The organism is Streptomyces sp. NPDC052043 (assembly GCF_044548235.1).
Lineage (GTDB): Bacteria > Actinomycetota > Actinomycetes > Streptomycetales > Streptomycetaceae > Streptomyces.
Map to the genome: position 1 here is coordinate 207,976 of NZ_JBIUBT010000008.1, position 25,184 is coordinate 233,159.

Below are 25,184 nucleotides of genomic sequence, written 5' to 3' on the forward strand. Positions count from 1 at the left end.
CACCGACCACCCGCGGCCGACGACGGACTCGCAGTCCCCCGCACCTCACTGAGAGGTGCAGCCCTAGCTGCGCAACTCCGCCCCCGTGCGCTCCGCGGCCAGCGCCACCGCCGCGTCGCGGGCCGCGGACGCCTCGTCCACGGTCAGCGTGCGGTCCGGCGCACGGAAGCGCAGCGCGTAGGCGAGGGACTTGCGGCCCTCGCCGAGCTGCTCGGCGTTCTCGTAGAGGTCGAACAGCCGGATGGACTCCAGGAGTTCACCGGCGCCCTCGCGCAGCGCGGCCTCGACCTCGGCAGCCGGGACCGGCTTGTCCACGACGAGGGCGACGTCCTGCGTGGCGACCGGGAAGGTGGAGATGCCCGGTGCCCGCGGGGTGTCGTCGCCGGCCTCCTCCAGCACGTCCAGGTTCAGCTCCATGGCGCAGGTCCGCTCGGGCAGGCCGAGCGCCTTGACCACCCGCGGGTGCAGTTCGCCCGCGTGGCCCACGACCTGCTCGGCGCCGTCCACGGCGACCGCGAACTCGGCGCAGCGGCCCGGGTGCCACGGCCCGTACTGGCCCTTGCGGACGATCAGTTCGGCTCCGGTCTCGCGGGCCACGGTCCGCGCGGCCTCGACCGCGTCGGCCCAGTCCGCCGGGCGGCCCTTGCCCCACCAGCCGGTCTGCTCACGGGCGCCCGCGAGGACCACGGCCGCATGGCGCGGCTGCTCGGGCAGCGAGGCGTTCAGCGCGGCGAGCTCCTCGTCGGTGGGACGCCGGTCGACGGGCGGCTGGGCGGCGGCCCGCTGCTCCGAGCGCAATGGGGTCTCCCCTGCTCGAGCGGAGCCGAGAGCTTGGGGAAGGAACACCAGACCGGTCTCGAACAGGGCGAGGTCGTGGCTGCCGCGGCCGTCGTTGCGGCGCAGCGCGCCGAGCAGGCCCGGCAGCAGCGTGGTGCGCAGCGCGGGCTCCTCGTCGCTGAGCGGGTTGACCAGCCGGACCACGCGGCGCGCGGGGTCGTCGGGCTCCAGGCCGAGTTGGTCGAAGACCTGCTCGCCGACGAACGGGTAGGTCGGCGCCTCGACGTAGCCCGCGCCGGCCAGCGCGCGGCCGACCCGGCGGTGCAGCCGCTGGCGGTGGGTGAGGCCGCGGCGTGAGGGGAGCCTGGGCAGCGTGGAGGGCAGGTTCTCGTAGCCCTCCAGGCGGATGACCTCTTCGGCCAGGTCGTTGGGGTCCGTCAGGTCGGGCCGCCAGGACGGGACGGAGACGGTCAGCTCGTCCTGCCCCTCCACCCGGCAGCCGATCTGCTGCAGCCTGCGGACGACGGTCTCCCGGCCGTAGACGACACCCGCGACCTTGTCCGGGTGGTCGGCCGGCACGGTGATCGTGCGCGCGACCGCGGGTGCGGCGACCTCCGTGACACCGGCGTCGGCCGTGCCGCCCGCGAGCAGGACCAGCAGGTCCACCGTGCGCTGGGCCGCGGCGGAGGCGGCCTGCGGGTCGACACCCCGCTCGAAGCGGCGGGAGGCCTCCGAGGACAGCTTGTGGCGGCGGGCGGTGCGCGCGATGGAGACCTGGTCGAAGTGCGCGGCCTCGATGACGACCTCGGTGGTCGCGTTCTCGGTGTCCGCGTGATCCGCGATCTCGGTGTTGGCGCCGCCCATCACGCCGGCGAGGCCGATGGGGCCGCGCTCGTCGGTGATCACCAGGTCCTCGGCGTGCAGCGTGCGCTTGACGCCGTCGAGGGTGGTGAACTTCTCGCCCTCCTCGGCCCGGCGCACGCCGATCGTGCCCTGGACCAGCTTGCGGTCGTAGGCGTGCAGCGGCTGGCCGAGCTCCAGCATCACGTAGTTGGTGATGTCGACGGCGAGCGAGACCGGGCGCATCCCGGCCTTCTGGAGACGGCGCTGGAGCCAGATCGGGGAGCGCGCCTCGGGGTCGAGGCCGGAGACGGTGCGCGCGGTGAAGCGGTCGCAGCCGTGCGGCTCGTCGATCCGCACGGCGTAGCCGAACGCGTTCGGCGCCGGCACGTCGAGCAGCGCCGGATCGCGCAGCGGCAGGCCGTAGGCGATGGCGGTCTCGCGGGCGACACCGCGCAGGGACAGGCAGTCGCCGCGGTTGGCGGTGACGGCGATGTCGAGGACCTCGTCGACCAGCTCCAGCAGCTCGATGGCGTCCTTGCCGACCTCGGTCTCGGGCGGCAGCACGATGATGCCCTTGGTGCCGTCGTCGCCCATGCCCAGCTCGTCGCTGGAGCAGATCATGCCGTGGGAGGTCTTGCCGTACGTCTTGCGGGCGCTGATCGCGAAGCCGCCGGGCAGCACGGCGCCCGGGAGGACCACGACGACCTTGTCGCCGACCGCGAAGTTGCGGGCGCCGCAGACGATCTCCTGCGGCTCGCCGGTGCCGTTGGCCCGGCCGACGTCGACGGTGCAGAAGCGGATCGGCTTCTTGAAGCCCTCCAGCTCCTCGATGGTCAGCACCTGGCCGACGACGAGCGGCCCCTTGAGGTCGGCGCCGAGCTGTTCGACGGTCTCGACCTCGAGGCCGGCCGAAATGAGCTTGGCCTGGACGTCGCGCCCGGTCTCCGTCGCCGGCAGGTCGACGTACTCCCGCAGCCAAGAAAGCGGGATCCGCATCAGATCTCCATCCCGAACGGCCGGGTGAACCGGACGTCACCCTCGACCATGTCTCGCATGTCTTCGACGTTGTGGCGGAACATCAGCATCCGCTCGATGCCGAACCCGAAGGCGAAGCCGCTGTACTTCTCCGGGTCGACGCCGCAGGCGGTGAGCACCCGCGGGTTGACCATGCCGCAGCCACCGAGTTCGATCCAGCCCTCGGAGGAGCAGGTGCGGCAGGGCCGGTCGGGGTTGCCGACGGACTCGCCGCGGCAGACGTAGCACACCATGTCCATCTCGGCGGACGGCTCGGTGAAGGGGAAGAAGTTCGGCCGCAGCCGGGTCTTCATGCCCTCGCCGAACAGGGACTGCACCATGTGGTCCAGGGTGCCCTTGAGGTCGGCCATGGTCAGGCCCTCGTCCACGGCGAGCAGCTCGACCTGGTGGAAGACGGGCGTGTGGGTGGCGTCCAGCTCGTCGGTGCGGTACACGCGGCCGGGGCAGATCACGTAGACCGGCAGGTCGCGCTCGAGCAGGGAGCGGATCTGCACCGGCGAGGTGTGGGTGCGCAGGACGACACCGGACTCGCTGCCGCCTTCGGGGCCCTGCACGAAGAAGGTGTCGGCCTCGCCACGGGCCGGGTGGTCCGGGCCGATGTTCAGGGCGTCGAAGTTGAACCACTCGGCCTCGGCCTCGGGGCCCTCGGCGACCTCGTAGCCCATGGCCACGAAGACGTCCTCGATGCGCTCCGAGAGCGTGGTCAGCGGGTGGCGGGCGCCGGCCGGCACGCGAGCGTACGGCAGCGTGACGTCGACGTCCTCCTCGACCAGCACGCGGGCGTCCCGCTCCGCCTCGAGCTCGGCCTGGCGGGCGGCGAGGGCCTTGTTCACCGCGCCGCGGGCCATGCCGACCCGCTTGCCGGCGTCGGCCTTGGCGTGCGGCGGCAGGGCGCCGATCTCGCGGTTGGCGAGGGCCAGCGGCGAGGCGGGGCCGGTCTGGGCGACCTTGGCCTCGTGGAGCGCGTCGAGGGAGTCCGCGGCGGCGAAGGCGGCGAGCGCCTCGTCCCGCATGCGCTCGATCTCTTCCGGTTTCAACGCCTCGACCTCGACAGGGTCGTACGACTTATTGGGTGCCGACATCTCTTCCCGTGCTTCCGATTGGCTGGCTGGAGGTCCCCGTCACCGACTTGCACCGACTCGCGGACAGATCGTCTCGGTTTTCGGGACACAAAGGTGCCAAAGGCCGAGTCTAACGGGGGCCGGGGAAAGCGAATGCGCCCGTGGGTCCTCGGCGGGTGCTCAGAGCAGGTGTGCCGGGGTGCCCACGGGCAGGGTAAATCGGATCTCCGCTCCGCCGCTGCGGGCGCGGCCGACCGTGATGGAGCCGCCGTGCGCCTCGACGATGCCCTTGACGATGTAGAGCCCGAGGCCGGTGCCGCCGCGCTTGCTGCCCCGCCAGAAGCGGGTGAAGACGCGGTTCATGGACTCCTCCGGGATGCCGGGTCCCTCGTCGCTCACCGTGACCGACGTGGCGGTGTTCTCGATGGTGCCGGCGGCTTCCCCTTCCCGTGGGGACGGCGCCGGTGTGACGTCAATGGTGACGGATCCCTCGCCGTGGCGCACGGCATTTTCCACGAGGTTGCTCAGCACCTGGTCGATCTTGTCGGGGTCGGCCCACAGCTCGGGCAGCGGCTGCTCGACGCGCACCAGGAACCGGTCGGCGGGCTGCCCGGCGGCGACGTACGCCTGGACGTGCCGCCCGACCGCGGCGCCCATGTCGACGGGCTGGCGGCGCACCTCCAGCCGGCCGGAGTCGATGCGGGATATGTCGAGCAGTTCAGCGATGAGCCGGGTGACCCGGTCGGCGTCGGCGTCGACGGTCTCCAGCATCAGCCGCTTCTGGTCGTCGGTGAACCGCTCCCACTTGGCGAGCAGGGTCGCCGTGAAGCCCTTGACGGAGGTGAGCGGCGAGCGCAGTTCGTGCGCGACGGTGGCGATCAGCTCGGCATGGCTGCGCTCGGTGCGGCGGCGGGCCTCGGTGTCGCGAAGGGAGACGACGAGGCGGCGGACCGGCCCGGTGGGGTGGCTGCGCACGTACTTCGCGGAGACGAGGACCTCCCGGCCGCCGGGCAGCAGGAGGTTGCGCTCGGGCTGGCCCACCCGGATGGCCAGCCCGCCGTAGGGGTCGGTCAGCTGCCACCAGCGGCGCCCCTCCAGGTCCTCCAGCGGCAGGGCCTTCTCCAGGGACTGCCCCAGGGCCTGCTCGGCGGGTAGAGCGCTGATCCGGGCGGCGGCGGCGTTGAAGCAGATGATCCGCCCGCGTTCGTCGGCGATCACCAGGCCGTCGGGCAGGTCGTCGGGGTCGACGCCGAGTGCGGCGGTCTCGTCCGGCCTGGGCGCGGGTGGTCGTCGCGCGCCCCGCGCTCCGGGCACGCGATCGGTGCCGACACTCATCCCCTCACCCCACCTCTCAGCCGGTGCAGCAGGCCCCCGGGCTGGTCACCCTACTGGGTACGGGCGGCGGAACGGCATCCTCCGGAGCCGCGCTGTGCTCGGGCCGACGCGTACAGACATACGGCGGCGGCGGTCGCGAGGTTCAGGCTCTCGGCCTTTCCGTGGATGGGGACGCGGACGACGGCGTCGGCGAGGGCGCGGGTCTCCTCCGGCAGGCCCCAGGCCTCGTTGCCGAACACCCAGGCGGTGGGGCCGCCCATGGTGCCCTGGTCGAGTTCGTCGTCCAGGTCGTGCCGGCCCGCGCCGTCGGCGGCGAGGATGCGCACCCCGGTGTCCCGGAGCGCGGCAACCGCCCGCTCGACGGGGACGCCGACGGCCACGGGCAGGTGGAACAGGGAGCCGACGGAGGCACGGACGGCCTTGGGGTTGTACAGGTCGACGGAGGCGTCCGTGAGGACGACCGCCTCGGCTCCGGCGGCGTCGGCGCAGCGCAGGACGGTGCCGGCGTTGCCGGGGTCGCGGACGTGGGCGAGGACGGCGACGAGCTTCGGGCGGGCCGCGACGACGTCCTCGAAGGGGGTGTCGAGGAAACGGCAGACGCCGACGAGTCCCTGCGGGGTGACGGTGGTGGAGATGTCGGCGATGACGTCGTCGGCGGCGAGGTGGATCCGGGCCCCCGCGACGCGGGCCTCCCCCACGATGTCGGCGTACCGCTCGGCGGCCTCGACGGTGGCGAACAGTTCCACGAGGGTGGGCGTCTCGCCGGCCCGGTGCGCCGCCGCCTCCCGCACGGCCTGCGGCCCCTCCGCGAGGAACAGCCGCTCCTTGCCCCGGAAGTTCCGCTTGGCCAGCCGCCGCGCTGCCGAGACGCGGGGCGAGCGGGGGGAGATCAGGTCAGGGGTGGCGGGGGGCATGGAGAACTTCACCTTCGGTAGGAACGTTCCGCCGCGAGGGCGGCCGGCCGTGGGTCCACAGCGGTCGGCCGGGGTTCCGGGCGGTACCGAACGCGCCTCGGGCACCGCGCGGCGCACATACGACGGACCCGCAGGCAGAGCCCACGGGTCCGTAGGATCGCGCCGGCTCGGCCGGCGCGGGGTCACGCTGCCTTGGGCGCGTTGACGTCGCTCGGCAGGGCCTTCTGCGCGACCTCGACGAGCGCGGCGAACGCGTTGGCGTCGTTGACGGCCAGCTCGGCCAGGATCTTGCGGTCGACCTCGACGTTCGCGGCCTTCAGACCCTGGATGAAGCGGTTGTAGGTGATGCCGTTGGCGCGGGCAGCGGCGTTGATGCGCTGGATCCACAGCTGGCGGAAGTCACCCTTGCGCTTCTTGCGGTCGTTGTAGTTGTAGACCAGCGAGTGGGTGACCTGCTCCTTGGCCTTGCGGTACAGGCGCGAGCGCTGACCGCGGTAGCCGGAGGCCTGCTCGAGGATCGCCCGGCGCTTCTTGTGGGCGTTGACTGCCCGCTTGACGCGTGCCACTTGATTAACTCCTTGTAGCGGGGCCGTGGTTGTCCTCACACGGCCCGGAAACGATTGGGTCCCGGTCCTGGCGTACGGCGCGCGGGGATCGGACGATCACGCGCCGCCGCGTCACTTGCCGAGAAGCTTCTTGATCTTCTTGGCGTCGCCCGGGGCCATCTCGGCGTTACCGGTGAGGCGACGCGTCAGACGGGACGACTTGTGCTCGAGCAGGTGGCGCTTGCCGGCGCGCTCACGGAGCACCTTGCCGGAGCCGGTGACCTTGAAGCGCTTGCTGGCACCGCTGTGCGACTTGTTCTTCGGCATAGCGCCGTTCTCTCCTCGTCGGTGGCGCTCCGATGCCCGGTCGCGAGAACCGGGCACGGTGGAGCGTCGCTCTTTTGTCGGTTTACATCCTGGGACGGGGGTCCCGGGGGGGTCACGCCTCGGCGTGCTCCTCGGCCGGCGCCTCGGCGTCCGCGGCGTTCTGCGAGCGGCCCGGGTTGGCCTTCGCGTCGGCCTTGCGGGCCTCCTGCGCCTGGCGGGCCTCGGCCATCGCCTCGGTCTTCTTCTTGTGCGGACCGAGAACCATGATCATGTTGCGGCCGTCCTGCTTCGGGTTCGACTCCACGAAGCCGAGGTCCTGGACGTCCTCCGCGAGCCGCTGGAGCAGCCGGTAGCCCAGCTCGGGCCGGGACTGCTCGCGACCACGGAACATGATCGTGATCTTGACCTTGTCGCCCTGCTTGAGGAACCGGACGACGTGACCCTTCTTGGTGTCGTAGTCGTGCGGGTCGATCTTCGGCCGGAGCTTCATCTCCTTGATGACCGTGTGCGCCTGGTTCTTGCGCGCCTCACGGGCCTTCATGGCCGACTCGTACTTGAACTTCCCGTAGTCCATGAGCTTGCACACGGGCGGGCGGGCGTTCGCCGCGACCTCGACCAGGTCCAGGTCGTACTCCTGCGCAAGCTCCAGTGCCTTCGCAAGCGGCACGATGCCGACCTGCTCGCCACTGGGACCGACAAGTCGCACCTCGGGAACGCGAATCCGGTCGTTGATGCGGGGCTCGGCGCTGATGGATCCTCCTCGGTTAGCACCACACGGCGGTCTGGCGGACGGCCGCGTACTCTGTGTTCGACAGACCTAACCGCGCCGAAGCACGAAAAATGCCCCGGACGATCACAGGCGGGGCTCCTCGAACTACCGGAGCGACCGCCGCGATGGTCGCGGGGCGCACTATCGGACGGATCGCCGCCGCTGGGGCGGATCCGTCTGACCGGTGACCCGCCGCCCCGGAGGGCGGTCAGGTGGGAGTTCGAAGCCTCCACTTGTGGGCCGGGCCCGTATGCCTTGGCTACTGCCCTGTGCATACACGTCCAGCCGGTCGTCACACAAGGCTAGCAGCATCGGGTGGGAAGAGCTAATTCGGGCGGACCGCGGCCGACGACCGCCCACCACGGCTGACTACGGGAGCTCCCCGTTCTGCGCCTATCGTGTGGGGCATGAGTGAGACCTCCCCCTCCGGTACCGACGAGCAGCCCGACTTCGACGCCATGACCCGCGACATCGCGGAGGTCCCGGCGGTCGAGGTGATCGTGACGGTCGCCGTCAACCTGATGAGCGCCGCCGCCGTGAAGCTCGGTCTGACCGAGGAGGGCGACACGTACAAGGACCTGGACGAGGCGCGCAAGCTGGTGAGCGCGCTCGCCGGACTGCTGGACGCGAGCGCCACCGAGATCAGTTCCTTCCACGCGGCGCCGCTGCGCGACGGCCTGAAGTCGCTGCAGCTGGCCTTCCGCGAGGCCTCGGTCGTCGCGGACGAGCCGGGTCAGGGCCCGGGCGAGAAGTACACCGGGCCGATCTACGGCTGAGCCGCTCCCGCCGATCCCCGTTTCCCGACGCGGCGGATCACCGCCGCGTCACGCGGCCGATCCCCGCTCCTTCACGTACAAGGGCTCGCCCGGCGGCGTCGCCCCGGCCGGCAGCAGTGCCAGGTCGAGGCCGCGCACCAGGCGGGCCCTCAGTGTCTCGCTGGCGGCGAGCCGCTCGGCGACGGCGCGGGCGGCCTCGGCCGGGGCGGTGGGGACGGACGGGTCGAGCACCAGCGCCAGGGTTCCGTCGGCCTGTCCCCGCCCGAGGTGGGCGCGCAGCACCGCGGGCTCCGCGGCGACGGCCTCGCGCACCGCGGTGACGACGGCCGGGTCGGCCAGCGGGTCGGTCGTCGTACGGCCCTCGGCGAGGGCGAGCAGCGCGGGTCCGGTCAGCTCGAACGGCACCGGTCCGGCCAAGTCCAGCACCACCGTGTCCGCCTTCTCGTGCGCGGCGGCCTCCAGGACCTGGTGCAGCCGTACGGCCACGGGCCGGGCGGCCGGGTCCCAGCGGGCCAGGGAGTCGGTGGAGGTGAAGGCGGGCAGCGCGGTGCGGTGCCCCGCCTTCAGGGTGGGCACGGCCATCTCGCTGGTCTTCTCCCGGCGCAGCCCGTTCTCGTCCTCCTCCACCTCGCCGAGGACGGCCACCACGGGCACGAGCAGCCGTGCGCTCCTGAGCGCCTCGAGGACGGGTCCCACGGCGGTGCGGTCCTCGGCCCAGGCGGCGAGCGCCGCGCTCAGCCCGGGGTCGACGGATCCGTCGTCGTCGGAGAAGCCGGAGTCGGGAATGTTCTTCTTCGCCACGGTGCCGACCCTATCCGGGACCGTGCCCGTTTCCTCAGGGTCCCCCGGCCCCCGTCCGACCCTCCTCCCGCGGGACGTTCGGCCCCGTATCGTCGGCGGCGGACGGGCTGCGGGCGCGGAGGCGGCGGGAGCACGGGCCGCGAGCGGGGAGGCGGGCGGTGGAGACGGCGAGCGGAGGACCGATGCCGGGGCCGGTGACGGTGAGCGGCGACGCGACCGTGGCGGTGGCGGTCCGCCGTCTCGGCTCGGGGGCGAGCGCCGGGTACGGCGACGCGGTGTTCGACACGGCGAGCATCGTCAAGGTCGACATCCTGGCGGCGCTGCTGCTGCGGGCGCAGGACGCGGGGCGGCGGCTGACCACGCGGGAGAGGACGTGCGCCGCCGCGATGATCGAGCACAGCGACAACGACTCGGCGACCGCGTTGTGGCGGGTCATCGGCGGCGCCGACGGGCTGGACGCGGCGAACGAGCGGTTCGGACTCACGGAGACGACCGGCGGCGACGGTCCCCTGTGGGGTCTGACCCGTACCACGGCCGCCGATCAGCTGGTGCTGCTGGAGCAGGTGTTCGGCGCCCGCTCGGAGCTGGGCGGGGCCTCGCGGACGTACCTTCAGGGGCTCATGGGGCGGATCGTCCCGGGCCAGGACTGGGGCGTGTCGGCCGCCGCCGACGGCTCCGGGTGGGCCCTGAAGAACGGCTGGATGCCGCGCGACGCGACCGGTCTGTGGGTCGTCAACAGCATCGGGCGGGTGACGGCCGGCGGCGACGACTACCTGGTGGCCGCCCTGTCCAGCGGCAACCCGACGAAGGAGCAGGGCATCGCCCTGGTGGAGGAGGCGGCACGGTCGGCGGTGTCGGCGTACGGCCGTTGAGGGCGTGATCCCCGGCCGTTGAGGGCGCGATCCCCCCGGCGTGGCCGGGAGACCCGGGCTCTACAGCCGGAAGTCGCTCGCCCCGTCCTCGCGGCGGCCGCGCCACAGGACGACCGCCACGACCAGCATCACTCCCCCGGCACTGCCCGCCAGGGGCCCCGCCCAGCCGGAGCCGGCGTCGGCCGCCTCGGCGGAGTCGGGGCCGGGACCGAAGTACCGCTCGCCGTAGGACGCCGCGGTCAGGCCCTCGGGCCGAAGGCGGCCCGCGGCCTTGATGGCGGCGGCGGGATCGACCATGCCGAAGCCGCGGGAGTCGTCGCGGCCGCCGACGGGGGCATTGCGGGCCGTGTCCTCCAGGAGCTTCTTGATCTGTGCGGGGGTCAGCCCGGGGTGGGCTGCCTTGACGAGGGCGACGGCGCCGGAGACGAAGGCGGAGGCGGCGCTCGTGCCCCAGCCCTCGTAGTAGCGCCGGTCGGGGTCGGCGATGACGACGTCGACGCCGGGCGCGCTGACCGTCGCGTACCAGCGGCGGGTGGAGAAGGAGGCTCGGGTGCCGAAGCGGTCCACGGCGGTCGCGGCGATCACGCCCGGATACGCCGCCGGGTAGGAGATGTGGTCGCCCTTCTCGCCGCCGTTGCCGGCCGAGGCGACGACGACGGCGCCCTTGCTCAGCGCGTACTGGACCGCCTGGTCCTCGGCGGGCTCGGGGTGCGCGGAGTCCGAGTCGTCGCCGAGGGAGAGGTTGATGACGTCGGCGCCGTGGTCGGCGGCCCAGCGGATGCCCTCGGCGAGGGCGTTGCCGCGGGTGGTACGGGCCTTGCCGCGGGCGGAGTCGTCCTCCTCCAGGATCACCCGCACGGGCAGGATCGTGGCCTCGGGCGCGATGCCCATGACCCCGTCGGCGTTGCCGACGCCGTGGCCGTGACCGGCGATGATGCCGGCCATGGCGGTGCCGTGGCGGGCCCAGGGGCGATCGCCGCGCCGCGCGCCGAAGCCGATCATGTCCTTGCCGGGCAGGACGTTGCCGCGCAGGTCGGGGTGGTCGTCGTCGACGCCGGTGTCCAGGACGGCGACGGTGATGCCCTTGCCCTGGGTAGTGCGCCAGGCCTCCTGGGTGTGCAGGGCGTCGAGGCCCCACTGCTGGGCGCGGATGCTGTCGGCGTGCGCGGCGGCGGACGGCACGAGGGCGAGGCAGGCGGCGAGGAACAGACTCGGCACACCCATGGCGAGCACCCTGCGCGGCGTACGGTTCCCGGACGTCGCGGCGGCTGTCACGAGGGCTCCTCCGTGGCGGACTTGACGGTTTGGCGCAGGCCCCGTTCGATGCGGTCGGCGAGGCCCTGGGCCTCGTTTCCGAGGCCTGCCTGGGCGACGGGGGTGGTGGCTCCGGACTTCGTCGCGTCGGCGGCGGCCTGCGGGGTGCCGGCCGCGCGGCCGTCGGCCCAGCCGGACACGGCGTAGACGACCACCGGGGCCTCGGTCAGCACGGAGACGGTCCACGCCGCGCGCTGCTCGTCGCCGAAGGCCGCGGCGACGGTGCCCTTGGCGGCGTACGGGCGCGGCACGAGGTCGGTGCGCCGGGCGAGCCCCTCGTTCTCGTAGCGGGTGGCGAGGGACGTCATGGCGGACGCGTCGGCCTTGGTGAAGAGCAGGCCGACGGTGGTGACGTAGCTCTGGGTGGCGTCCGTGTAGGTGGCGCGCAGCAGGCGGGCGCAGCCGACGGGGGCGAGGACCTTGCGCAGCAGCGGATCGAAGGCGCCCGCGCAGCCGCTGTCCGGGGCGACCGCGACGCGGGTCCAGGTGCGGTCGGCTCCGCCGGGTCCGGCGCCGCGGCCGTCCACGGTGGGCGGGAAGAGCTGGTCGACGGGGACGCTGTGCCACATGGCGCCGGCCGCGGCGAAGCCGCTCGCCGCGCCGGGGCTGCCCGGCTCCCCGGTGAGCCAGCTGCCGGTCACGGCGCCACCTATGAGCCCGATCCCCAGCACCAGGCAGGCGGCCGCCGCGGCGACCCGTGGCCGCACCAGCCGGCCGGTGGCACGCGCCCGCCGGTCGTACCCCTCCGGATCCCCGAACCCCATGCCGAGCCCCGTCGTCCCCGGGGCCATGGCCGCGCTCCAGGACAGCGCCGGATCGGGCGCCGCGGGGACACCCGCGGCAGGCGGCGGTGTCCCGGCAAAGGCGGCGGCAGCATGCGGGAAGGCGCCGGACGGCTGCGTCCGGCTCGTACCCGCCGCCCCGTTGCGCTGCGGGGCGTCGAAGGGGGGACGCGGCGGCACCGCGGTCCAGGCCGTGTCGGCCGGCCGCTGGGGCCGGCCGGTGGGACGGTTGCGGGTGTCGTCCGGGCTGCCGGGGACGCCGGGTCCTCCGGATCCTCCAGGTCCTCCCGGAGAGGGGCTCTGGACGGAGACGGGGCGCAGGCGCGTGGTCGTCTCGGAGGGGGTCTCGACGGGCGCGCGGCCATCGCGGGCCGCCGTCGGGGGGCGGTGCCCCGGACGCGGGGGTATGTTCCCGTGCCCACGTCGGCCGGGTATCGCCGGCTCACCGGGGAGCGGAGCGGCGGTCCCGCCGTCCCTGGACCCCGCGTTCCCTGACACGCCGTCAACAGGGCCGCGGCCCTCCGGGTCCGGGAGACGCGCCGAGGCGAGGGGCGGGGGCGGTGTCGTGGGGGGCGTGGTGCGAAGGGAAGGGGGACGGAAGTCCGGGAAGCGGGGGCGGCCAGCGGTGGTGCTCCGGGGGTCGTCGGTGGCGGAACCGGTGCGAGGCGAGGGGAAACCGGTACCGCGCCCCGCGCGGAGGTCCGTCTCCGGACCCACCGCTCCTCCACCCGTGACGGCACGCGGGGAACCATCCGCAACCGAAGCCGCGGAACCCGTCGAAGCGCCGCGCGTCTCCGCGGTCGTGGCGCCGTCGGGCGCCGTCCGTGTTGGGCCCTCGGCCGTGCCGGGTGCGGCCTGGGCGGGCGGGCCGTCGGCGGCGGGGGCCGTCGCGTCCGAGTCGCCGTCGCCCCCCGCGGGCCCCACGGGCCGTGGGGGGACGGGGGCGTGGCGCGCTTCCGTGCTCATGCACCCCCCGTTTCCTCGTGCCCGTGCCGCTTCGCCGGGCACGGCCGTCCTCGTCGCCCCGCCCGGCGCGGACTCGCCGTCACCGGACACGCATACCCGTACGAGCGAACCGCCATCCCGGCTCAACTCCACGGCCGGAATCACATCGCGGCTCCGCCGTGCGTGCGCGTCACTCTACGGGCTGCCCCGGCCCGGTCGGGAACCAGTCCACAAGCCCAGGCGGATCTGCCCGGAACATCCCCCTACCCCGCGGTAATCAGGTCTGGCAGGCTGCGACCATGACTGCGCGCGCCGCCGACCGGGCCCGTTACGACCGGGCCGCCGCCCATCTCGACGCCCCTGTCGCGATCGTGGACCTGGACGCCTTCGACGCCAACGCGGAGGACCTCGTCCGCCGGGCCGGCGGCAAGCCGATCCGGGTCGCCAGCAAGTCCGTGCGCTGCCGGGCCCTGCTCGAACGCGCCCTGGCGAAGGACGGCTTCGCGGGCATCATGTCGTTCACCCTCGCCGAGTCCCTGTGGCTGGCCCGCTCCGGCTTCGACGACGTGCTGCTCGCCTACCCGTCCGCCGACCGCGCCGCCTGCGCCGAACTCGCCGCCGACCCCAAGCTCGCCCGCGCCGTCACGGTGACGGTCGACGATCCGGCGCAGCTCGACCTGATCGACGCCGCACGCGGGGACGGAGGTGAAGTCGTCCGGGTCTGCCTGGAGTTGGACACCTCGCTGAGGCTGCTCGGCGGGCGGGTGCGGGTCGGCGCGCGCCGTTCCCCGCTGCACTCCCCCGCCCAGGTCGCCGACATGGCCCGTACGGTGGCCCGGCGCCCGGGGTTCGCGCTCGTGGGGATCATGGCCTACGAGGGCCATGTGGCGGGCGTGGGCGACGCGGTCGCGGGACGGCCGCTGCGGTCGCGCGCGATCCGGCTGATGCAGGCCGCGGCGCGCAGGGAACTCGCCGAGCGCCGTGCCGCGGTGGTGCGGGCGGTCCGGGCCGTGGCACCGGACCTGGAGTTCGTCAACGGCGGCGGCACCGGCAGTGTGCAGCACACGGCGGCGGAGGACGCCGTCACCGAGGTCGCCGCGGGCTCCGGGCTGTACGCCCCGCGGCTCTTCGACAACTACACGTCGTTCCAGGGCCGTCCGGCGGCGCTGTTCGCCCAGCCCGTGGTGCGGCGCCCGGGGGTCGGGGTCGTCACGGTCCTGGGCGGCGGCTACCCGGCCTCCGGTGCGGCCGGCGCGGACCGGCTCCCGGCGCCGTACCTGCCCGAGGGGCTGCGCTACGACCCCCAGGAGGGTGCGGGCGAGGTGCAGACCCCGCTGCTCGGCTCCCCCGCCGACGACCTGCTGATCGGCGACAAGGTGTGGTTCCGGCACGCCAAGGCGGGCGAGTTGTGCGAGCGGTTCGACACGCTGCACCTCGTCGAGGGCGACCGTGTGACGGCGTCCGTTCCGACGTACCGGGGCGAGGGGCACACCTTCCTGTAACCCGGTGCTCGGGCCCCGCTGCGCCGTCTCGGGATCAGCTCGACGGGCCGATGCTGCTGCCCACGCCGCCGCTGCTCGCGGTGTCGCCGACGGGCCGGATGCCCTTGGTGATCCTGTCCATGTCGGCCAGCGGCGGGCCGTCCGGACCGGCGTCGAAGACGAAGCGGACGAGGACCGGCGCCTGGATGCCGGTGCTGGACGGGAAGACGAGCGACTCGACGTAGCCGCCCGGCCCCTTGGCGGTTCTGACCAGCCGGCGCACGAAGTAGCCGGCCCGGCCCGCGACCGCGACCGGCCCGGACGCGACGGTCCGCTGGGAGGTGATGCCGCCGTAGAGGCGCTGACCGATCACGTTCTGCTCGTACGCCTCGTCGGTCGCGTCGTCGATGTCCCGCTTGGCCAGGGTCTCGGGGGAGGCGCCCTCGGCCGCGGACGCCGTACGGGTGATGACCAGGCCGTGCCGGCAGTACCCCACCCCGGCGGGGCAGTCGTAGACGCCGTGGGTGGTCATGACGACGTCGTTCTGGGCGACGTTCTCCGGTTTCTCCCAGCCCTCCGGCAGCGGCAGGGTGATGCCGTTGAGCTGGTCGACGGCGACGGAGGGATCGTCGTCGGGGGCGGTGGGTTCGTCGGCGGAGGAGGCCGGGGACGGCGATCCGGTCGTGGCGGGAGCGCTCGTGGGCGGGGCGGACGGTGTGCCGCCGGCCGTGTCCGCCGGGCCGCCGTCCGTGTCGTCGCGGTCCAGCAGGACCGCGCCCGTGACGACCGCGGCGACCAGGACGGCACCGGCGGCGACGAGGGCGACGGCCTTGGCCCGGGACGGTCGCGCACCGGCGGGCGGTGACGCGGACGGCTGCCCGGGCGCCGCGGGGGCGCGCCGGTGCTCGGTCCAGGCCGTGCCGTCCCACCAGCGTTCCTGGTGGGGGGCGTTGGGGTCGCGGTACCAGCCGGGCGGGGGCGTCATGCTCACCAGGTCACTCTATGCACCGGGCCCGGCGGATTCATCGGCGCGGCGGTTCCACCGGCCGGGCGGGCGGCCCCAGTTCACGCTCCGCCGTGGCGAACAACGGTGCGTCGGGCCCGGGATGGGTGAACCGGGTGCCGTCGTCGGCGCGGGAGCCGAGGCCGTCGATCGTCACGACCGCGTCAGGGACAGCAGTTCGCGGGCCGGGCCGACGGGGCGGTGACCGGTGGGCCAGACGGCGCGCAGGTCGCGTTCGAGGGTGACGCCGTCCACGGGCACGGGGACGAGCCGGCGCAGGGACAGCTCCTCGCCCACCGCGAGTTCGCTGAGCACCGCCGGTCCCGCCCCGCTCACCACGGAGGCCTTCACCGCCGTCGTGGAGGACAGCTCGATCAGCGGGCGCGCCAGACCGCCGAGAGCCGCGTCCAGCACCTGCCGGGTGCCGGAGCCCTTCTCGCGCAGGATCAGCGGTGTGGCGGCCAGTTCCGCCGCGGGCAGCGGCCGCCGGCGGCGGGCCCACGGGTGGTCCGGGGCGGTCACCACGATCAGCCGGTCGTGGCCGATCACGACGGAGTCGAGACCGACCGGCACGGACACCCCCTCCACGAAGCCGAGGTCCGCCTCGTCCCCCAGCAGCCGCTCCGCCACCACCGCCGAGTTCCCGGCGAGCAGGGACACCGCCGTGTCCGGGCGCCGGGCGCGCAGCGCGATCAGCCATCCCGGCAGCAGGTACTCCGCGATCGTCATGCTGGCCGCCACCCGCAGCCGCGAGTCCCGCCGGTCCCGCAGCGCCTGCGCGCCCGCGTCGAAGGCCTCCGCCGCCTCCACGATCCGCCGCGCCCAGTCGGTGACCAGGGCTCCGGCGTCCGTGGGCCGCGATCCGCGCGGCGAGCGGTCCACCAGCGCCACGCCCAGCTGCCGTTCCATGGAACGGATCCGGCTGCTCGCCGCCGGCTGGGTGATGCCCAGCTCCCGCGCCGCCCGGCCGAGGCTCCCCAGCCGCGCCACCGCCAGCAGCAGCTCCAGCGCGCCCAGGTCGGGCACCCGGTGCGCCAGCGAGGTTCTCTCGGTGTTCCCCATAAGGCCAGCTTATGTCGTGATAGACGCAAATCCCCTGGTGGGAGCGTATGGACCAGGAAAAACTGGCGTCATGGTCACCGCAGCCCACTCCCTGCCCCGGCAGGCCGCACCCCGACCCCGCTTCCCCGCCGTCCGTCATCTGGGCCCCCACTGGTACGCCTCCGTCATGGGCACCGCCGCCGTCGGCACCGCGGGCGCCGCGCTGCCGCCGCACGTTCCCGGACTGCGCACCGTGTGCACCGCCGTGTGGGCCCTCTCCCTCGTGTGGCTCACGGTGCTGCTGACCGCCCGCACGCTGCACTGGATCCACCACCGCGACCAGGCCCGCGCCCATCTGCTCGACCCGATGGCGGCGCCGTTCTACGGCTGTCTGTCCATGGGGCTGCTGGCCGTCGGCGGCGGGGCCCTGTCCGTCGGGCGGGACTGGATCGGCACCCCCGCCGCCGTCGCCCTGGACGCCGTGCTGTTCACCGCCGGTACGGTCGTCGGGCTCGCGGCCGCCGTGGCCGTGCCGTACCTGATGGTGGCGCACCACCGGATCGAGCCGCACCAGGCGACGCCGGTGTGGCTGCTGCCGCTGGTCGCGCCCATGGTGTCCGCCGCCCTGGGGCCCGCGCTCGTGCCGCACCTGCCTCAGGGACAGGCGCGGGCGACCCTGCTCCTGGCGTGCGTGGCGATGTTCGGGCTCAGCCTGCTCGCGACCCTGGTCGTACTGCCGGTGGTCTTCGGCCGGCTGCTCACGGGCGGCCCGCTGCCGCTCGCGCTCACCCCCACGCTGTTCCTGGTGCTCGGCCCGCTCGGGCAGTCCACCACGGCCGTCGGCGCCTTCGCGGACACGGCGTCCGGTGTCGTAGCGTCCCCGTACGCCGGCGGCTTCGCCGTGCTCGCGGTCCTGTACGGCGTCCCGGTCATGGGCTTCGCGCTGATGTGGTGCGCCTTCGCCGCCGCCCAGGTGCTGCGCGCCGCCCGCCGGGGCATGGGGTTCGCCATGACGTGGTGGTCGTTCACCTTCCCGGTGGGCACCTGTGTCACCGGCGCCGCGGCCCTGGCCCGGCACACCCACCTCGCCGCCTACAGCGCGCTCGCGGTCGGCCTGTACGCCGTTCTGGTGACCGCCTGGGCCGCCGCGGGCGTGCACACCGTCCGCGGGCTGATCAGCGGCGCGCTGCTCGCAGCGCCTCGCCCAGCACCCGGGGAGCCCGCGCGAGCGACGGCCCGTACCACGTCAGGTGCCGCCCGCTGACCAGAGCGCAGGGCAGTCCGGGGAAGGCCTCGGGACCGTCGTCGGCGGCGAAGCGGTACGGCTCGTCCGGCAGCACGACGACGTCCGGGGCCGCCGCGCGCAGTTCCTCCAGCGGGACGCGCGGATAGCGCTCGGCGTGCCGGGCGTAGAGGTGGTCGACGCCCAGGCGGGCCAGGACGTCGCCCGCGAAGGTGTCCCGGCCAAGCACCATCCAGGGCCGCCGCCAGATCGGTACGACCGCCGTCGTACGGCGCGGGAGCACGGGCGGCGACGACCAGGCCGCCTCGGCCTCGTCAAGCCACCGGGGCCGGCCGGTCCCGCCGCACGCGCGCAGCACCCGCGCCAGCTCACGGAAGGCCTGCGGCAGGTCCCTGACCTCGGTCACCAGAACCTCGATGCCCGCCGCGCGCAGGGCGTCGAGGTCGGGTGCCCGGTTCTCCTCCTCGTTGGCGATCACCAGGTCGGGGGCGAGGGCGGTGATCCGGTCCACCTTGGGGTTCTTGGTGCCGCCGACCCGGGTGACGTCGAGACCCGCCGGGCGGACGCACCAGTCGGTGGCGCCGACGAGCACGCCGGGCAGGGACACGGCCACGGCCTCGGTGAGCGAGGGAACCAGCGAGACGACCCTCATCAGCGGGACCGGTCCTGTACGGCCTCGATGTGCTCGGCGACCGCGACCACGATCACCCGGGTGTCCGGCACGGTCGCCCGCCAGCGGTGGCGGACCCCGCCGGTGAGGTACATCGTGTCGCCGCGCACCAGCCGGTAGGCCCGGCCCTCCGCCTCGACCTCCACCGCCCCGTCGGCGACGTACATCAATTCGTCGTTGCGGTGCTGGAATTCACGGCCGACGTCGTGGTCGCCGGTGAACTCCGAGGCGTGCAGCTGGTGGTGGCCGCGCACCAGGGAGCGTACCCGGGGTTCGGGCTCCAGCTCGGTGACCTCGGCGCGCACGACGTCGACGCTGCACGCCGGATCGGCCGCCGCCAGCAGCTCCACGGCGGTGGTGCGCAGGGCGTCGGCGACCTTCTCCAGGGAGTTCTGGCTGGGCCGGGCCCGGTCGTTCTCGATCTGGCTCAGGAAGGGGACCGACAGGCCGCTGCGGTCGGCCACCACGGCGAGGGTGAGCCCGAGCGTGCGGCGGCGCCGCCGGACGGCCGCGCCCACCCGAAGGGGCCGTTCTTTGTTGTCGCCCATGGCTCCGGCTCCCTCCTTCGCTCGTCGGTCCGCTCCTCGTGGGGCCGCTGCCCGCGGGCCCGGTTCCGGGCGCACTCCCTCTGATGAGTTCTCTGCACCCTATGCATGTCCGGCAAACAGTTTCCTGTCGCCGTCACATGCCTGTAAGGATCGCGCGGCCCCGGGGCGCGTGGGGGTGGCTCTGCGTGGTTGGCCGGATTCCTCCTGTGGACAAGCGTGCGGGGCGGGCCCGTCCTGCGCATCGCGGGCGATGCGGGACGGGCCCGCCCCTTCGGCGGTGTCCGGGGCGGCGACTACTGCGGAGTCATCCGCGCCGGAACGTCCGGGTGCTGCTTCAGCCAGGCGGTGACGGCGTCGTCCTCGTGGCCCTGACCGAGCTTGTTGATCTCGCTCTCCAGGCTGCCGAGCTCGTCCTCGCTCATCCTGAAGTTCTTGATCCACTTGGTGAGCTGCGGGTACTGCTCGGGGAACTTGGCGCTGGAGATGGTGCGCACGGTGTTGCCCTCGCCGAACAGCTTCTTGTCGTCGGCGAGCTTGGTGAGGTCGTAGCGGCTGTACGCCCAGTGCGGCGACCACAGCACCACGGCCACCGGCTGCTTCTTGGCGTAGGAGCGCTTGAGCTCGGCCAGCATCGCGGGCGTGGAGCCGTCGACGACCTTGTACTCCTTGTCCAGGCCGTAGCCGGGCAGGACCTTGGTCTTCAGCAGGTCCATCTCGCCGGTGCCCGGCTCGATGCCGATGATCCTCCCGCCGAACAGGCTCGCCTTGCCCTTGAGGTCCTCCAGGGACTTCACGTCCTTGACGTAGGACGGCACGGCGATCTCCAGGGACGTCGGCTCGTACCAGGTGCCGAGGTCCCTGAGTCTGTCCTTGTTCCGGTCCCAGTAGTTCTTCTGGGCGTAGGGCAGCCAGGCGTCGAAGTTGAGGTCGATGTCGCCGCCGGCCAGGCCGGTGTAGACCGGGCCCACGTCCATCTGCTTCATGTTCATCCGGTAGCCGCGGCGCTCCAGGACGTTCTTCCACAGGTGGGTGACGGCGATGTCCTCGTCCCACGGGAACCAGGCCACGTTCAGGGTCCGCTTGGCCTCGGCCGGCTTGGCGGTCGAGCCGCCGGGCAGCGGGGCGAGCTTGTCGACGACGCCCGGGTTGTCCTTCAGCCAGGCGCGGACGGCGTCCTGCTGGCGGCCCTTGCCCGCCTTGTTGATCTCGGCCTCGAGGCCGGTGAGCTGCTTCTCGGTCAGCTTGAAGTTCTTCAGCCAGGCGCCGACGGTCGGGTCGTCGTTCGCGAAGCCCTTGCGGGCCAGCGTGTGCACGCCGTCGCCCGTGCCCCAGGCGCCCTTGGGGTCCTTCAGCTTCTTCAGGTCGAAGTCGCTGTACGCCCAGTGCGGTGACCAGAGCGTGACGACGATCGGTTCCTTCTTGCTGTAGGCGCGCTTCAGCTCGGCCAGCATCGCGGGCGTGGAGCTGTCGACGACCTTGTACTCCTTGTCCAGGCCGTACTCGGGCATGACCTTGCTCTTGAGCAGGCCCATCATGCCGGCGCTCGACTCGATGCCGGTGATCTTCCCGCCGAACAGGCTCGCCTTGCCCTTGAGGTCCTCGAGCGAGTTCACGTCCTTCATGTACGAGGGGACGGTCAGCTCCAGGGACGTCGGGCCGTACCAGGAGCCGAGGTCGTCGAGCTTGCTGCCGTACTTCTTCCAGTACTCGGCGTGGGTCGTCGGCAGCCAGGAGTCCGTCTCGAAGTCGACGTTGCCCTGGGCAAGCGCGGTGTAGAGCGGTCCGGCGTCGAACTGGCGGGCGTCGACCTGGTAGCCGCGCTGTTCGAGGACCTCCTTCCACAGGAAGGTGGAGGCGACGCCCTCGTCCCACGGGATGTACCCGATGGTGATCTTCTTGCCGTGGCCCACGTCGGTGCTCTCACCGGCGGCCGTCGCGCTGCCGCCGCCCGCGAAGAGGCCCATGCCGCCCGCGACCAGGGCGAGGACCACCACGCCGATCACGGCGATCTGCGGCCGCGGCCGGTAGGACCAGATCTTCAGGCCCTTGGCGGCCCGCGCCTTGGCGGCGGCACGCCGGCCGAGCGGCGAGACCTCGGTGCCCAGGGCACTGGTCATGCGGTCGAGGTAGATCGCGAGGATCACGATGGCGATGCCGGACTCGGAGCCGAGGCCGACGTTGAGCTGGCCGATGGCCTCGTTGACGTCGCCACCGAGACCGCCGGTGCCGACCATGCCGGCGATCGCGGCCATGGACAGACCGAGCATGATCACCTGGTTGACGCCGGCCATCACGGTGGGCAGCGCCAGCGGCAGCTGGACGCGCAGCAGCGTGTTGCGGGGCGTGGTGCCGAACGCCTCGGCCGCCTCGACCAGTTCCTTGTCGACCTGGCGGATGCCCAGCTCGGTCATGCGCACACCGGGCGCGAGGGCGAAGATCAGGGTGGCGACGATGCCCGCGGAGGCACCGGTGCCGAAGAACAGGATGGCCGGGATGAGGTAGATCATCGCGGGCAGCGTCTGCATGAAGTCCAGGACCGGCCGGACGACGGCGCTGACCCGGTCGGAGCGGGCCGCCCAGATGCCGACCGGCACCGAGATCACCAACGCGATGATCGTGGCGACGAGGACCAGCGACAGGGTCACCATCGCGTCCGACCACAGCTCCATGGAGTCGATGAACGCGAACCCCACGAAGGTGAGCACTCCGGCGAAGGAGCCGCGCAGCCACCAGGCGAGCACGGCGAAGATGCCCGCGAGCAGCAGCGGCTGCGGCGCCTGGAGGACGGCGTTGATCCCGTCGTAGGTGCCGGTGAAGACCGCCTTGAAGAAGTCGAAGAGCCAGGACATGTGGCCGAGCAGCCAGTCGACCGTGGAGTTGACCCAGTCGCCGAGCGGGATCCTAGGCACGGGCCACCGCCTTGTCGCCGCCCTTGTCCCGTGGCGCGTCGCAGCTCACCTGGGCGCTCTGCTCGTCGCCGAGGAAACCGACGAGGCGCTGCCGCGGGACGATGCCGACGAGGTCGTGGTGCTCGTCCAGCACGGCGACCGGGTGGGACACGCGGGCACTGATCGCGCACAGCTCGGTGAACGGGGTGTGCGGGGTCGCGGTGTCGCAGCCGCAGTCCGCCTCGTCGCCGCGCACGTCGCGGTCCATGACCGACTCCGCGGTCAGCACCCGGGAGCGGTCGACGTCCTGGGTGAAGGAGGCGACGTAGTCGTCGGCGGGGCGCAGCAGAATGTCCTCCGCGGTGCCGGTCTGCACGATGCGGCCGTCCCGCATGACGGCGATCCGGTCGCCCAGACGCATGGCCTCGTTGAGGTCGTGGGTGATGAAGACGATCGTCTTCTTCAGTGTCTTCTGGAGCTGGAGCAACTGGTCCTGCATGTCGCGGCGGATCAGCGGGTCCAGGGCGCTGAAGGACTCGTCCATCAGCAGCAGGTCGGCGTCGGTGGCCAGGGCGCGGGCCAGGCCCACACGCTGCTGCATGCCGCCGGAGAGCTCGTCGGGCCAGGAGGACTCCCAGCCGGCCAGACCGCACAGGGCGAGCGCCTCGTCGGCGCGGCGTTCGCGCTCGGCGCGGGGCACGCCCTGCACTTCCAGACCGTAGGCGGCGTTCTCACGGACGCTGCGGTGCGGGAAGAGCGCGAAGTGCTGGAAGACCATGCTGATCTTCTTGGAGCGGACGTCGCGCAGTTCGCGGTCGCTGAGCGCGGTCAGGTCCTGGCCGTCGAAGCGGACGCTGCCGGCGGTCGGCTCCAGCAGCCCGTTCAGCATCCGCAGGAGCGTGGACTTGCCGGAGCCGGACAGGCCCATGACCACGAAGATCTGGCCGGGATCGACGCTGAAGGAGGCGTCGATGACGGCGGCGGTGGTGCCGTCGGCGCGCAGGTCCTCGCGGTCGACACCCTGCCGTAGCTTTTCCACTGCCTGGTCCGGTCGTCGGCCGAACACCTTGAACAGGTGCTGGGCCTGAAGTCTTGAAGACACGCCTACCTCTTGTCTCGGGGCCAAGGACTGGATGCGGAGAGTCACTGACAGTTGAAGAAAGCAACCACCCTTCGATCCGAGGCGCGCCTGCCCAGACCCTTTTGGCTCAAACCAAACGTGGCCTGGTTCACAGTTCCCTCGCCCTGCGTCCACCAGGAATCCACGGTTTCCGCCTGCCCGGTGACTGTCGGTGCCGTACGGCATGATGCGGGGCGTGACCGGACGACTGATGCTCCTCGACACCGCCTCCCTGTACTTCCGCGCCTATTTCGGCGTGCCGGAGTCGATCAGGGCCCCGGACGGCACGCCGGTGAACGCCGTGCGCGGGCTGCTCGACTTCATCGACCGGCTGGTCAGGGACCACCGGCCCGATCGCCTGGTGGCGTGCATGGACGCCGACTGGCGGCCGGCCTGGCGGGTGGAGCTGATCCCGTCGTACAAGGCGCACCGGGTGGCCGTGGAGCACGCCGGCGGTCCGGACGAGGAGGAGGTGCCGGACACCCTGTCCCCGCAGGTCCCGGTGATCGAGTCCGTCCTGGACGCGGTGGGCCTCGCGCGCGTGGGCGTCGCGGGGTACGAGGCGGACGACGTGATCGGCACGTTCACCGCACGGGCGAGAGGCCCGGTCGACATCGTCACCGGCGACCGGGACCTGTACCAGCTGGTGGACGACGCCCGCGGGGTGCGGGTGCTGTACCCGGTCAAGGGCGTCGGCACGCTTCAGGCCACCGACGAGGCGGCGCTGCGCGAGAAGTATGGGGTCGACGGCCGGGGGTACGCGGATCTTGCGCTGCTGCGCGGCGACCCGAGCGACGGGCTGCCGGGCGTGCCCGGCATCGGGGAGAAGACGGCGGCCAGGCTGCTCGCCGAGTTCGGCGACCTGGCCGGGATCATGGCGGCCGTGGACGACCCGAAGGCGAAGCTCACGCCGTCGCAGCGCAGGCGGCTCGACGAGTCGCGGCCGTATCTCGCGGTGGCGCCGACGGTCGTGCGGGTCGCCGCCGACGTCCCGCTGCCGGACGTGGACACGGCGCTGCCGCGCGCCCCGCGCGATCCGGCGGCGCTCGACGAGCTGGCGGCCCGCTGGGGCCTGGGAGGCTCCCTCCAGCGGCTGCTCACCACCTTGACGGCGTGACGTCCGTGGCGACGCGCGCCGCCGGAGTCCGGACGGGAGGGGTACTCACCGGGTCGAGGTGTTAACTTAGGTAAACCTAAGCGAGGGGAACTGGGAGGCCGTCATGGCAGAACGTCCGGCGCGCAAGCCGCGCAGGGTTCACTCCGCGCAGGTCGTCCGGACCGAACGGCTGACCCCGCACATGCAGCGCGTGGTGCTCGGCGGGGAGGGCCTGGCCGACTTCTCGGCGGACACCTGCACGGACCACTACGTCAAGCTGCTGTTCCCGCCCGACGGGGTCACCTATGCCGAGCCCTTCGACATGCAGCGGATTCGCGAGGAGCTCCCGCGCGAGCAGTGGCCGGTGACCCGGACGTACACCGTGCGTGCCTGGGACCCCGGCCACCGCGAGCTGACGCTGGACTTCGTCATCCACGGCGACGAGGGTCTTGCCGGACCCTGGGCGTTGCTGGCGCGACCGGGCGAGACCGTGCGCTTCCTGGGTCCCGGCGGCGCCTACGCCCCGGACGCGAGCGCCGACTGGCATCTGCTGGTCGGTGACGAGAGCGCCCTGCCGGCGATCGCGCGCTCCCTGGAGGCGCTGCCCGAGGGTGCGACGGCCCACGCCTTCGTCGAGATCGCGGGCCCCGAGGAGGAGCAGAAGATCGACTCCGACGTGGAGGTGGTCTGGCTGCACCGCGGCGAGCGGCCCGTCGGCCGGGCGCTGGTGGAGGCCGTACGCGCGCTGCGGTTCCCCGAGGGCCGGGTGCACGCCTTCGTGCACGGCGAGGCCGGTTTCGTGAAGGAGCTGCGCCGGCTGCTGCGGGTCGAGCACGCCGTCCCCCGCGAGGACCTGTCGATCTCCGGCTACTGGCGCCTCGGCCACGACGAGGACGGCTGGCAGGCCTCCAAGCGGGACTGGAACGCGCGGATCGAGTCGGAGCAGGAGGGCGGCGCGGCGCCGGCCGCGTGAGCCGCACGCGAAGCGGCGGTACCCG

22 protein-coding genes and 1 pseudogene are annotated in these 25,184 nt (G+C 73.0%); 6 read left to right on the plus strand and 17 right to left on the minus strand.

Annotated features, from left to right (window positions below):
* Positions 1–63: 63 nt before the first annotated feature.
* The 7 genes and pseudogenes from pheT to infC all read right to left on the minus strand — a co-directional run bounded on the left by pheT (position 64) and on the right by infC (position 7,613).
* On the minus strand, positions 64–2,616 hold the full coding sequence (pheT, locus tag ACIHCX_RS21460; protein ID WP_400031716.1) for a phenylalanine--tRNA ligase subunit beta: 2,553 nt from the start codon (positions 2,614–2,616) through the stop codon (positions 64–66).
* Entirely contained in the window at positions 2,616–3,737 is a 1,122-nt protein-coding gene (gene pheS / locus ACIHCX_RS21465) for a phenylalanine--tRNA ligase subunit alpha (RefSeq protein WP_400031718.1), read from the minus strand. The genes pheT and pheS overlap by 1 nt, the downstream gene beginning before the upstream one ends.
* A gap of 159 nt (positions 3,738–3,896) precedes the next feature.
* Complete coding sequence (locus ACIHCX_RS21470; protein ID WP_400031720.1) at positions 3,897–5,051, minus strand: ATP-binding protein; 1,155 nt, start codon at positions 5,049–5,051, stop codon at positions 3,897–3,899.
* 50 nt (positions 5,052–5,101) lie between these two features.
* Positions 5,102–5,965: a TrmH family RNA methyltransferase gene (locus ACIHCX_RS21475; protein ID WP_400031722.1), complete on the minus strand. Its 864-nt coding sequence runs from the start codon at positions 5,963–5,965 to the stop codon at positions 5,102–5,104.
* A 182-nt stretch (positions 5,966–6,147) separates the two neighbouring features.
* Entirely contained in the window at positions 6,148–6,531 is a 384-nt protein-coding gene (gene rplT / locus ACIHCX_RS21480) for a 50S ribosomal protein L20 (RefSeq protein ID WP_006141703.1), read from the minus strand.
* A gap of 111 nt (positions 6,532–6,642) precedes the next feature.
* On the minus strand, positions 6,643–6,837 hold the full coding sequence (rpmI, locus tag ACIHCX_RS21485; protein ID WP_007829094.1) for a 50S ribosomal protein L35: 195 nt from the start codon (positions 6,835–6,837) through the stop codon (positions 6,643–6,645).
* A 112-nt stretch (positions 6,838–6,949) separates the two neighbouring features.
* Positions 6,950–7,613 (minus strand): annotated as a pseudogene (gene infC, locus ACIHCX_RS21490) (translation initiation factor IF-3).
* 400 nt (positions 7,614–8,013) lie between these two features.
* On the opposite strand from infC, the gene ACIHCX_RS21495 reads away from it, so the two are divergent.
* On the plus strand, positions 8,014–8,382 hold the full coding sequence (locus tag ACIHCX_RS21495) for a DUF1844 domain-containing protein (protein WP_400031724.1): 369 nt from the start codon (positions 8,014–8,016) through the stop codon (positions 8,380–8,382).
* A gap of 48 nt (positions 8,383–8,430) precedes the next feature.
* Here ACIHCX_RS21495 and ACIHCX_RS21500 read toward each other — a convergent pair whose 3' ends face one another.
* Complete coding sequence (locus ACIHCX_RS21500) at positions 8,431–9,183, minus strand: SseB family protein (RefSeq protein ID WP_400031726.1); 753 nt, start codon at positions 9,181–9,183, stop codon at positions 8,431–8,433.
* A gap of 182 nt (positions 9,184–9,365) precedes the next feature.
* Between ACIHCX_RS21500 and ACIHCX_RS21505 the strand changes: the two genes are divergently transcribed.
* Positions 9,366–10,055, plus strand: coding sequence for a hypothetical protein (locus tag ACIHCX_RS21505; protein ID WP_400032051.1), 690 nt, complete (start codon positions 9,366–9,368; stop codon positions 10,053–10,055).
* 60 nt (positions 10,056–10,115) lie between these two features.
* On the opposite strand, the gene mycP is transcribed toward ACIHCX_RS21505, so the two are convergent.
* Together mycP and ACIHCX_RS21515 are read right to left on the minus strand one after the other, a co-directional pair.
* Positions 10,116–11,279, minus strand: coding sequence for a type VII secretion-associated serine protease mycosin (gene mycP, locus ACIHCX_RS21510; RefSeq protein ID WP_400032053.1), 1,164 nt, complete (start codon positions 11,277–11,279; stop codon positions 10,116–10,118).
* 47 nt (positions 11,280–11,326) lie between these two features.
* Positions 11,327–12,160 (minus strand): hypothetical protein, encoded by an 834-nt coding sequence (locus ACIHCX_RS21515; RefSeq protein ID WP_400031728.1) that lies wholly within the window; start codon positions 12,158–12,160, stop codon positions 11,327–11,329.
* A 1,235-nt stretch (positions 12,161–13,395) separates the two neighbouring features.
* Between ACIHCX_RS21515 and ACIHCX_RS21520 the strand changes: the two genes are divergently transcribed.
* Entirely contained in the window at positions 13,396–14,598 is a 1,203-nt protein-coding gene (locus tag ACIHCX_RS21520; RefSeq protein WP_400031730.1) for an amino acid deaminase/aldolase, read from the plus strand.
* 34 nt (positions 14,599–14,632) lie between these two features.
* Here the strand turns inward: ACIHCX_RS21520 and ACIHCX_RS21525 are convergent, their stop codons facing one another.
* From ACIHCX_RS21525 to ACIHCX_RS21535, 3 genes are read right to left on the minus strand one after another with little or no spacing between them, the layout of a single operon-like run.
* A complete protein-coding gene (locus ACIHCX_RS21525) occupies positions 14,633–15,562 on the minus strand; it encodes a DUF2510 domain-containing protein (protein WP_400032055.1) in 930 nt (309 codons plus the stop codon).
* Between the two features lie 37 nt (positions 15,563–15,599).
* Positions 15,600–15,737 (minus strand): hypothetical protein, encoded by a 138-nt coding sequence (locus ACIHCX_RS21530; protein ID WP_400031732.1) that lies wholly within the window; start codon positions 15,735–15,737, stop codon positions 15,600–15,602.
* Positions 15,734–16,642, minus strand: coding sequence for a LysR family transcriptional regulator (locus tag ACIHCX_RS21535; RefSeq protein WP_400031734.1), 909 nt, complete (start codon positions 16,640–16,642; stop codon positions 15,734–15,736). Before ACIHCX_RS21535 ends, ACIHCX_RS21530 begins: the two co-directional genes overlap by 4 nt.
* 70 nt (positions 16,643–16,712) lie before the next feature.
* On the opposite strand from ACIHCX_RS21535, the gene ACIHCX_RS21540 reads away from it, so the two are divergent.
* Positions 16,713–17,885, plus strand: coding sequence for a TDT family transporter (locus tag ACIHCX_RS21540; protein WP_400031736.1), 1,173 nt, complete (start codon positions 16,713–16,715; stop codon positions 17,883–17,885).
* On the opposite strand, the gene ACIHCX_RS21545 is transcribed toward ACIHCX_RS21540, so the two are convergent.
* The 4 genes from ACIHCX_RS21545 to ACIHCX_RS21560 form a co-directional block, all read right to left on the minus strand.
* On the minus strand, positions 17,797–18,516 hold the full coding sequence (locus ACIHCX_RS21545) for a helical backbone metal receptor (protein WP_400031738.1): 720 nt from the start codon (positions 18,514–18,516) through the stop codon (positions 17,797–17,799). The genes ACIHCX_RS21540 and ACIHCX_RS21545 overlap by 89 nt on opposite strands.
* Positions 18,516–19,082 (minus strand): helix-turn-helix domain-containing protein, encoded by a 567-nt coding sequence (locus tag ACIHCX_RS21550; protein WP_400031740.1) that lies wholly within the window; start codon positions 19,080–19,082, stop codon positions 18,516–18,518. The genes ACIHCX_RS21545 and ACIHCX_RS21550 overlap by 1 nt, the downstream gene beginning before the upstream one ends.
* Positions 19,083–19,375: 293 nt before the next feature.
* Positions 19,376–21,991 carry an ABC transporter permease/substrate binding protein gene (locus tag ACIHCX_RS21555; protein ID WP_400031742.1) on the minus strand — a complete coding sequence of 872 codons (2,616 nt, stop codon included), beginning with the start codon at positions 21,989–21,991 and terminating at the stop codon, positions 19,376–19,378.
* Entirely contained in the window at positions 21,984–23,072 is a 1,089-nt protein-coding gene (locus ACIHCX_RS21560) for a glycine betaine/L-proline ABC transporter ATP-binding protein (protein ID WP_400031744.1), read from the minus strand. Before ACIHCX_RS21560 ends, ACIHCX_RS21555 begins: the two co-directional genes overlap by 8 nt.
* A 205-nt stretch (positions 23,073–23,277) precedes the next feature.
* Between ACIHCX_RS21560 and ACIHCX_RS21565 the strand changes: the two genes are divergently transcribed.
* Entirely contained in the window at positions 23,278–24,207 is a 930-nt protein-coding gene (locus tag ACIHCX_RS21565; RefSeq protein ID WP_400032057.1) for a 5'-3' exonuclease H3TH domain-containing protein, read from the plus strand.
* Between the two features lie 103 nt (positions 24,208–24,310).
* Entirely contained in the window at positions 24,311–25,159 is an 849-nt protein-coding gene (locus tag ACIHCX_RS21570) for a siderophore-interacting protein (RefSeq protein ID WP_400031746.1), read from the plus strand.
* Positions 25,160–25,184 lie beyond the last annotated feature (25 nt).

Bases quoted from the DNA above. Each gene is read 5' to 3' on its own strand.
- pheT (WP_400031716.1), bottom strand. From the start codon at position 2,616: ATGCGGATCCCGCTTTCTTGGCTGCGGGAGTACGTCGACCTGCCGGCG.
- pheS (WP_400031718.1), bottom strand. From the start codon at position 3,737: ATGTCGGCACCCAATAAGTCGTACGACCCTGTCGAGGTCGAGGCGTTG.
- ACIHCX_RS21470 (WP_400031720.1), bottom strand. From the start codon at position 5,051: ATGAGTGTCGGCACCGATCGCGTGCCCGGAGCGCGGGGCGCGCGACGA.
- ACIHCX_RS21475 (WP_400031722.1), bottom strand. From the start codon at position 5,965: ATGCCCCCCGCCACCCCTGACCTGATCTCCCCCCGCTCGCCCCGCGTC.
- rpmI (WP_007829094.1), bottom strand. From the start codon at position 6,837: ATGCCGAAGAACAAGTCGCACAGCGGTGCCAGCAAGCGCTTCAAGGTC.
- ACIHCX_RS21495 (WP_400031724.1), top strand. From the start codon at position 8,014: ATGAGTGAGACCTCCCCCTCCGGTACCGACGAGCAGCCCGACTTCGAC.
- ACIHCX_RS21505 (WP_400032051.1), top strand. From the start codon at position 9,366: ATGCCGGGGCCGGTGACGGTGAGCGGCGACGCGACCGTGGCGGTGGCG.
- mycP (WP_400032053.1), bottom strand. From the start codon at position 11,279: ATGGGTGTGCCGAGTCTGTTCCTCGCCGCCTGCCTCGCCCTCGTGCCG.
- ACIHCX_RS21515 (WP_400031728.1), bottom strand. From the start codon at position 12,160: ATGGCCCCGGGGACGACGGGGCTCGGCATGGGGTTCGGGGATCCGGAG.
- ACIHCX_RS21520 (WP_400031730.1), top strand. From the start codon at position 13,396: ATGACTGCGCGCGCCGCCGACCGGGCCCGTTACGACCGGGCCGCCGCC.
- ACIHCX_RS21525 (WP_400032055.1), bottom strand. From the start codon at position 15,562: ATGACGCCCCCGCCCGGCTGGTACCGCGACCCCAACGCCCCCCACCAG.
- ACIHCX_RS21535 (WP_400031734.1), bottom strand. From the start codon at position 16,642: ATGGGGAACACCGAGAGAACCTCGCTGGCGCACCGGGTGCCCGACCTG.
- ACIHCX_RS21540 (WP_400031736.1), top strand. From the start codon at position 16,713: ATGGTCACCGCAGCCCACTCCCTGCCCCGGCAGGCCGCACCCCGACCC.
- ACIHCX_RS21545 (WP_400031738.1), bottom strand. From the start codon at position 18,516: ATGAGGGTCGTCTCGCTGGTTCCCTCGCTCACCGAGGCCGTGGCCGTG.
- ACIHCX_RS21550 (WP_400031740.1), bottom strand. From the start codon at position 19,082: ATGGGCGACAACAAAGAACGGCCCCTTCGGGTGGGCGCGGCCGTCCGG.
- ACIHCX_RS21565 (WP_400032057.1), top strand. From the start codon at position 23,278: ATGCGGGGCGTGACCGGACGACTGATGCTCCTCGACACCGCCTCCCTG.
- ACIHCX_RS21570 (WP_400031746.1), top strand. From the start codon at position 24,311: ATGGCAGAACGTCCGGCGCGCAAGCCGCGCAGGGTTCACTCCGCGCAG.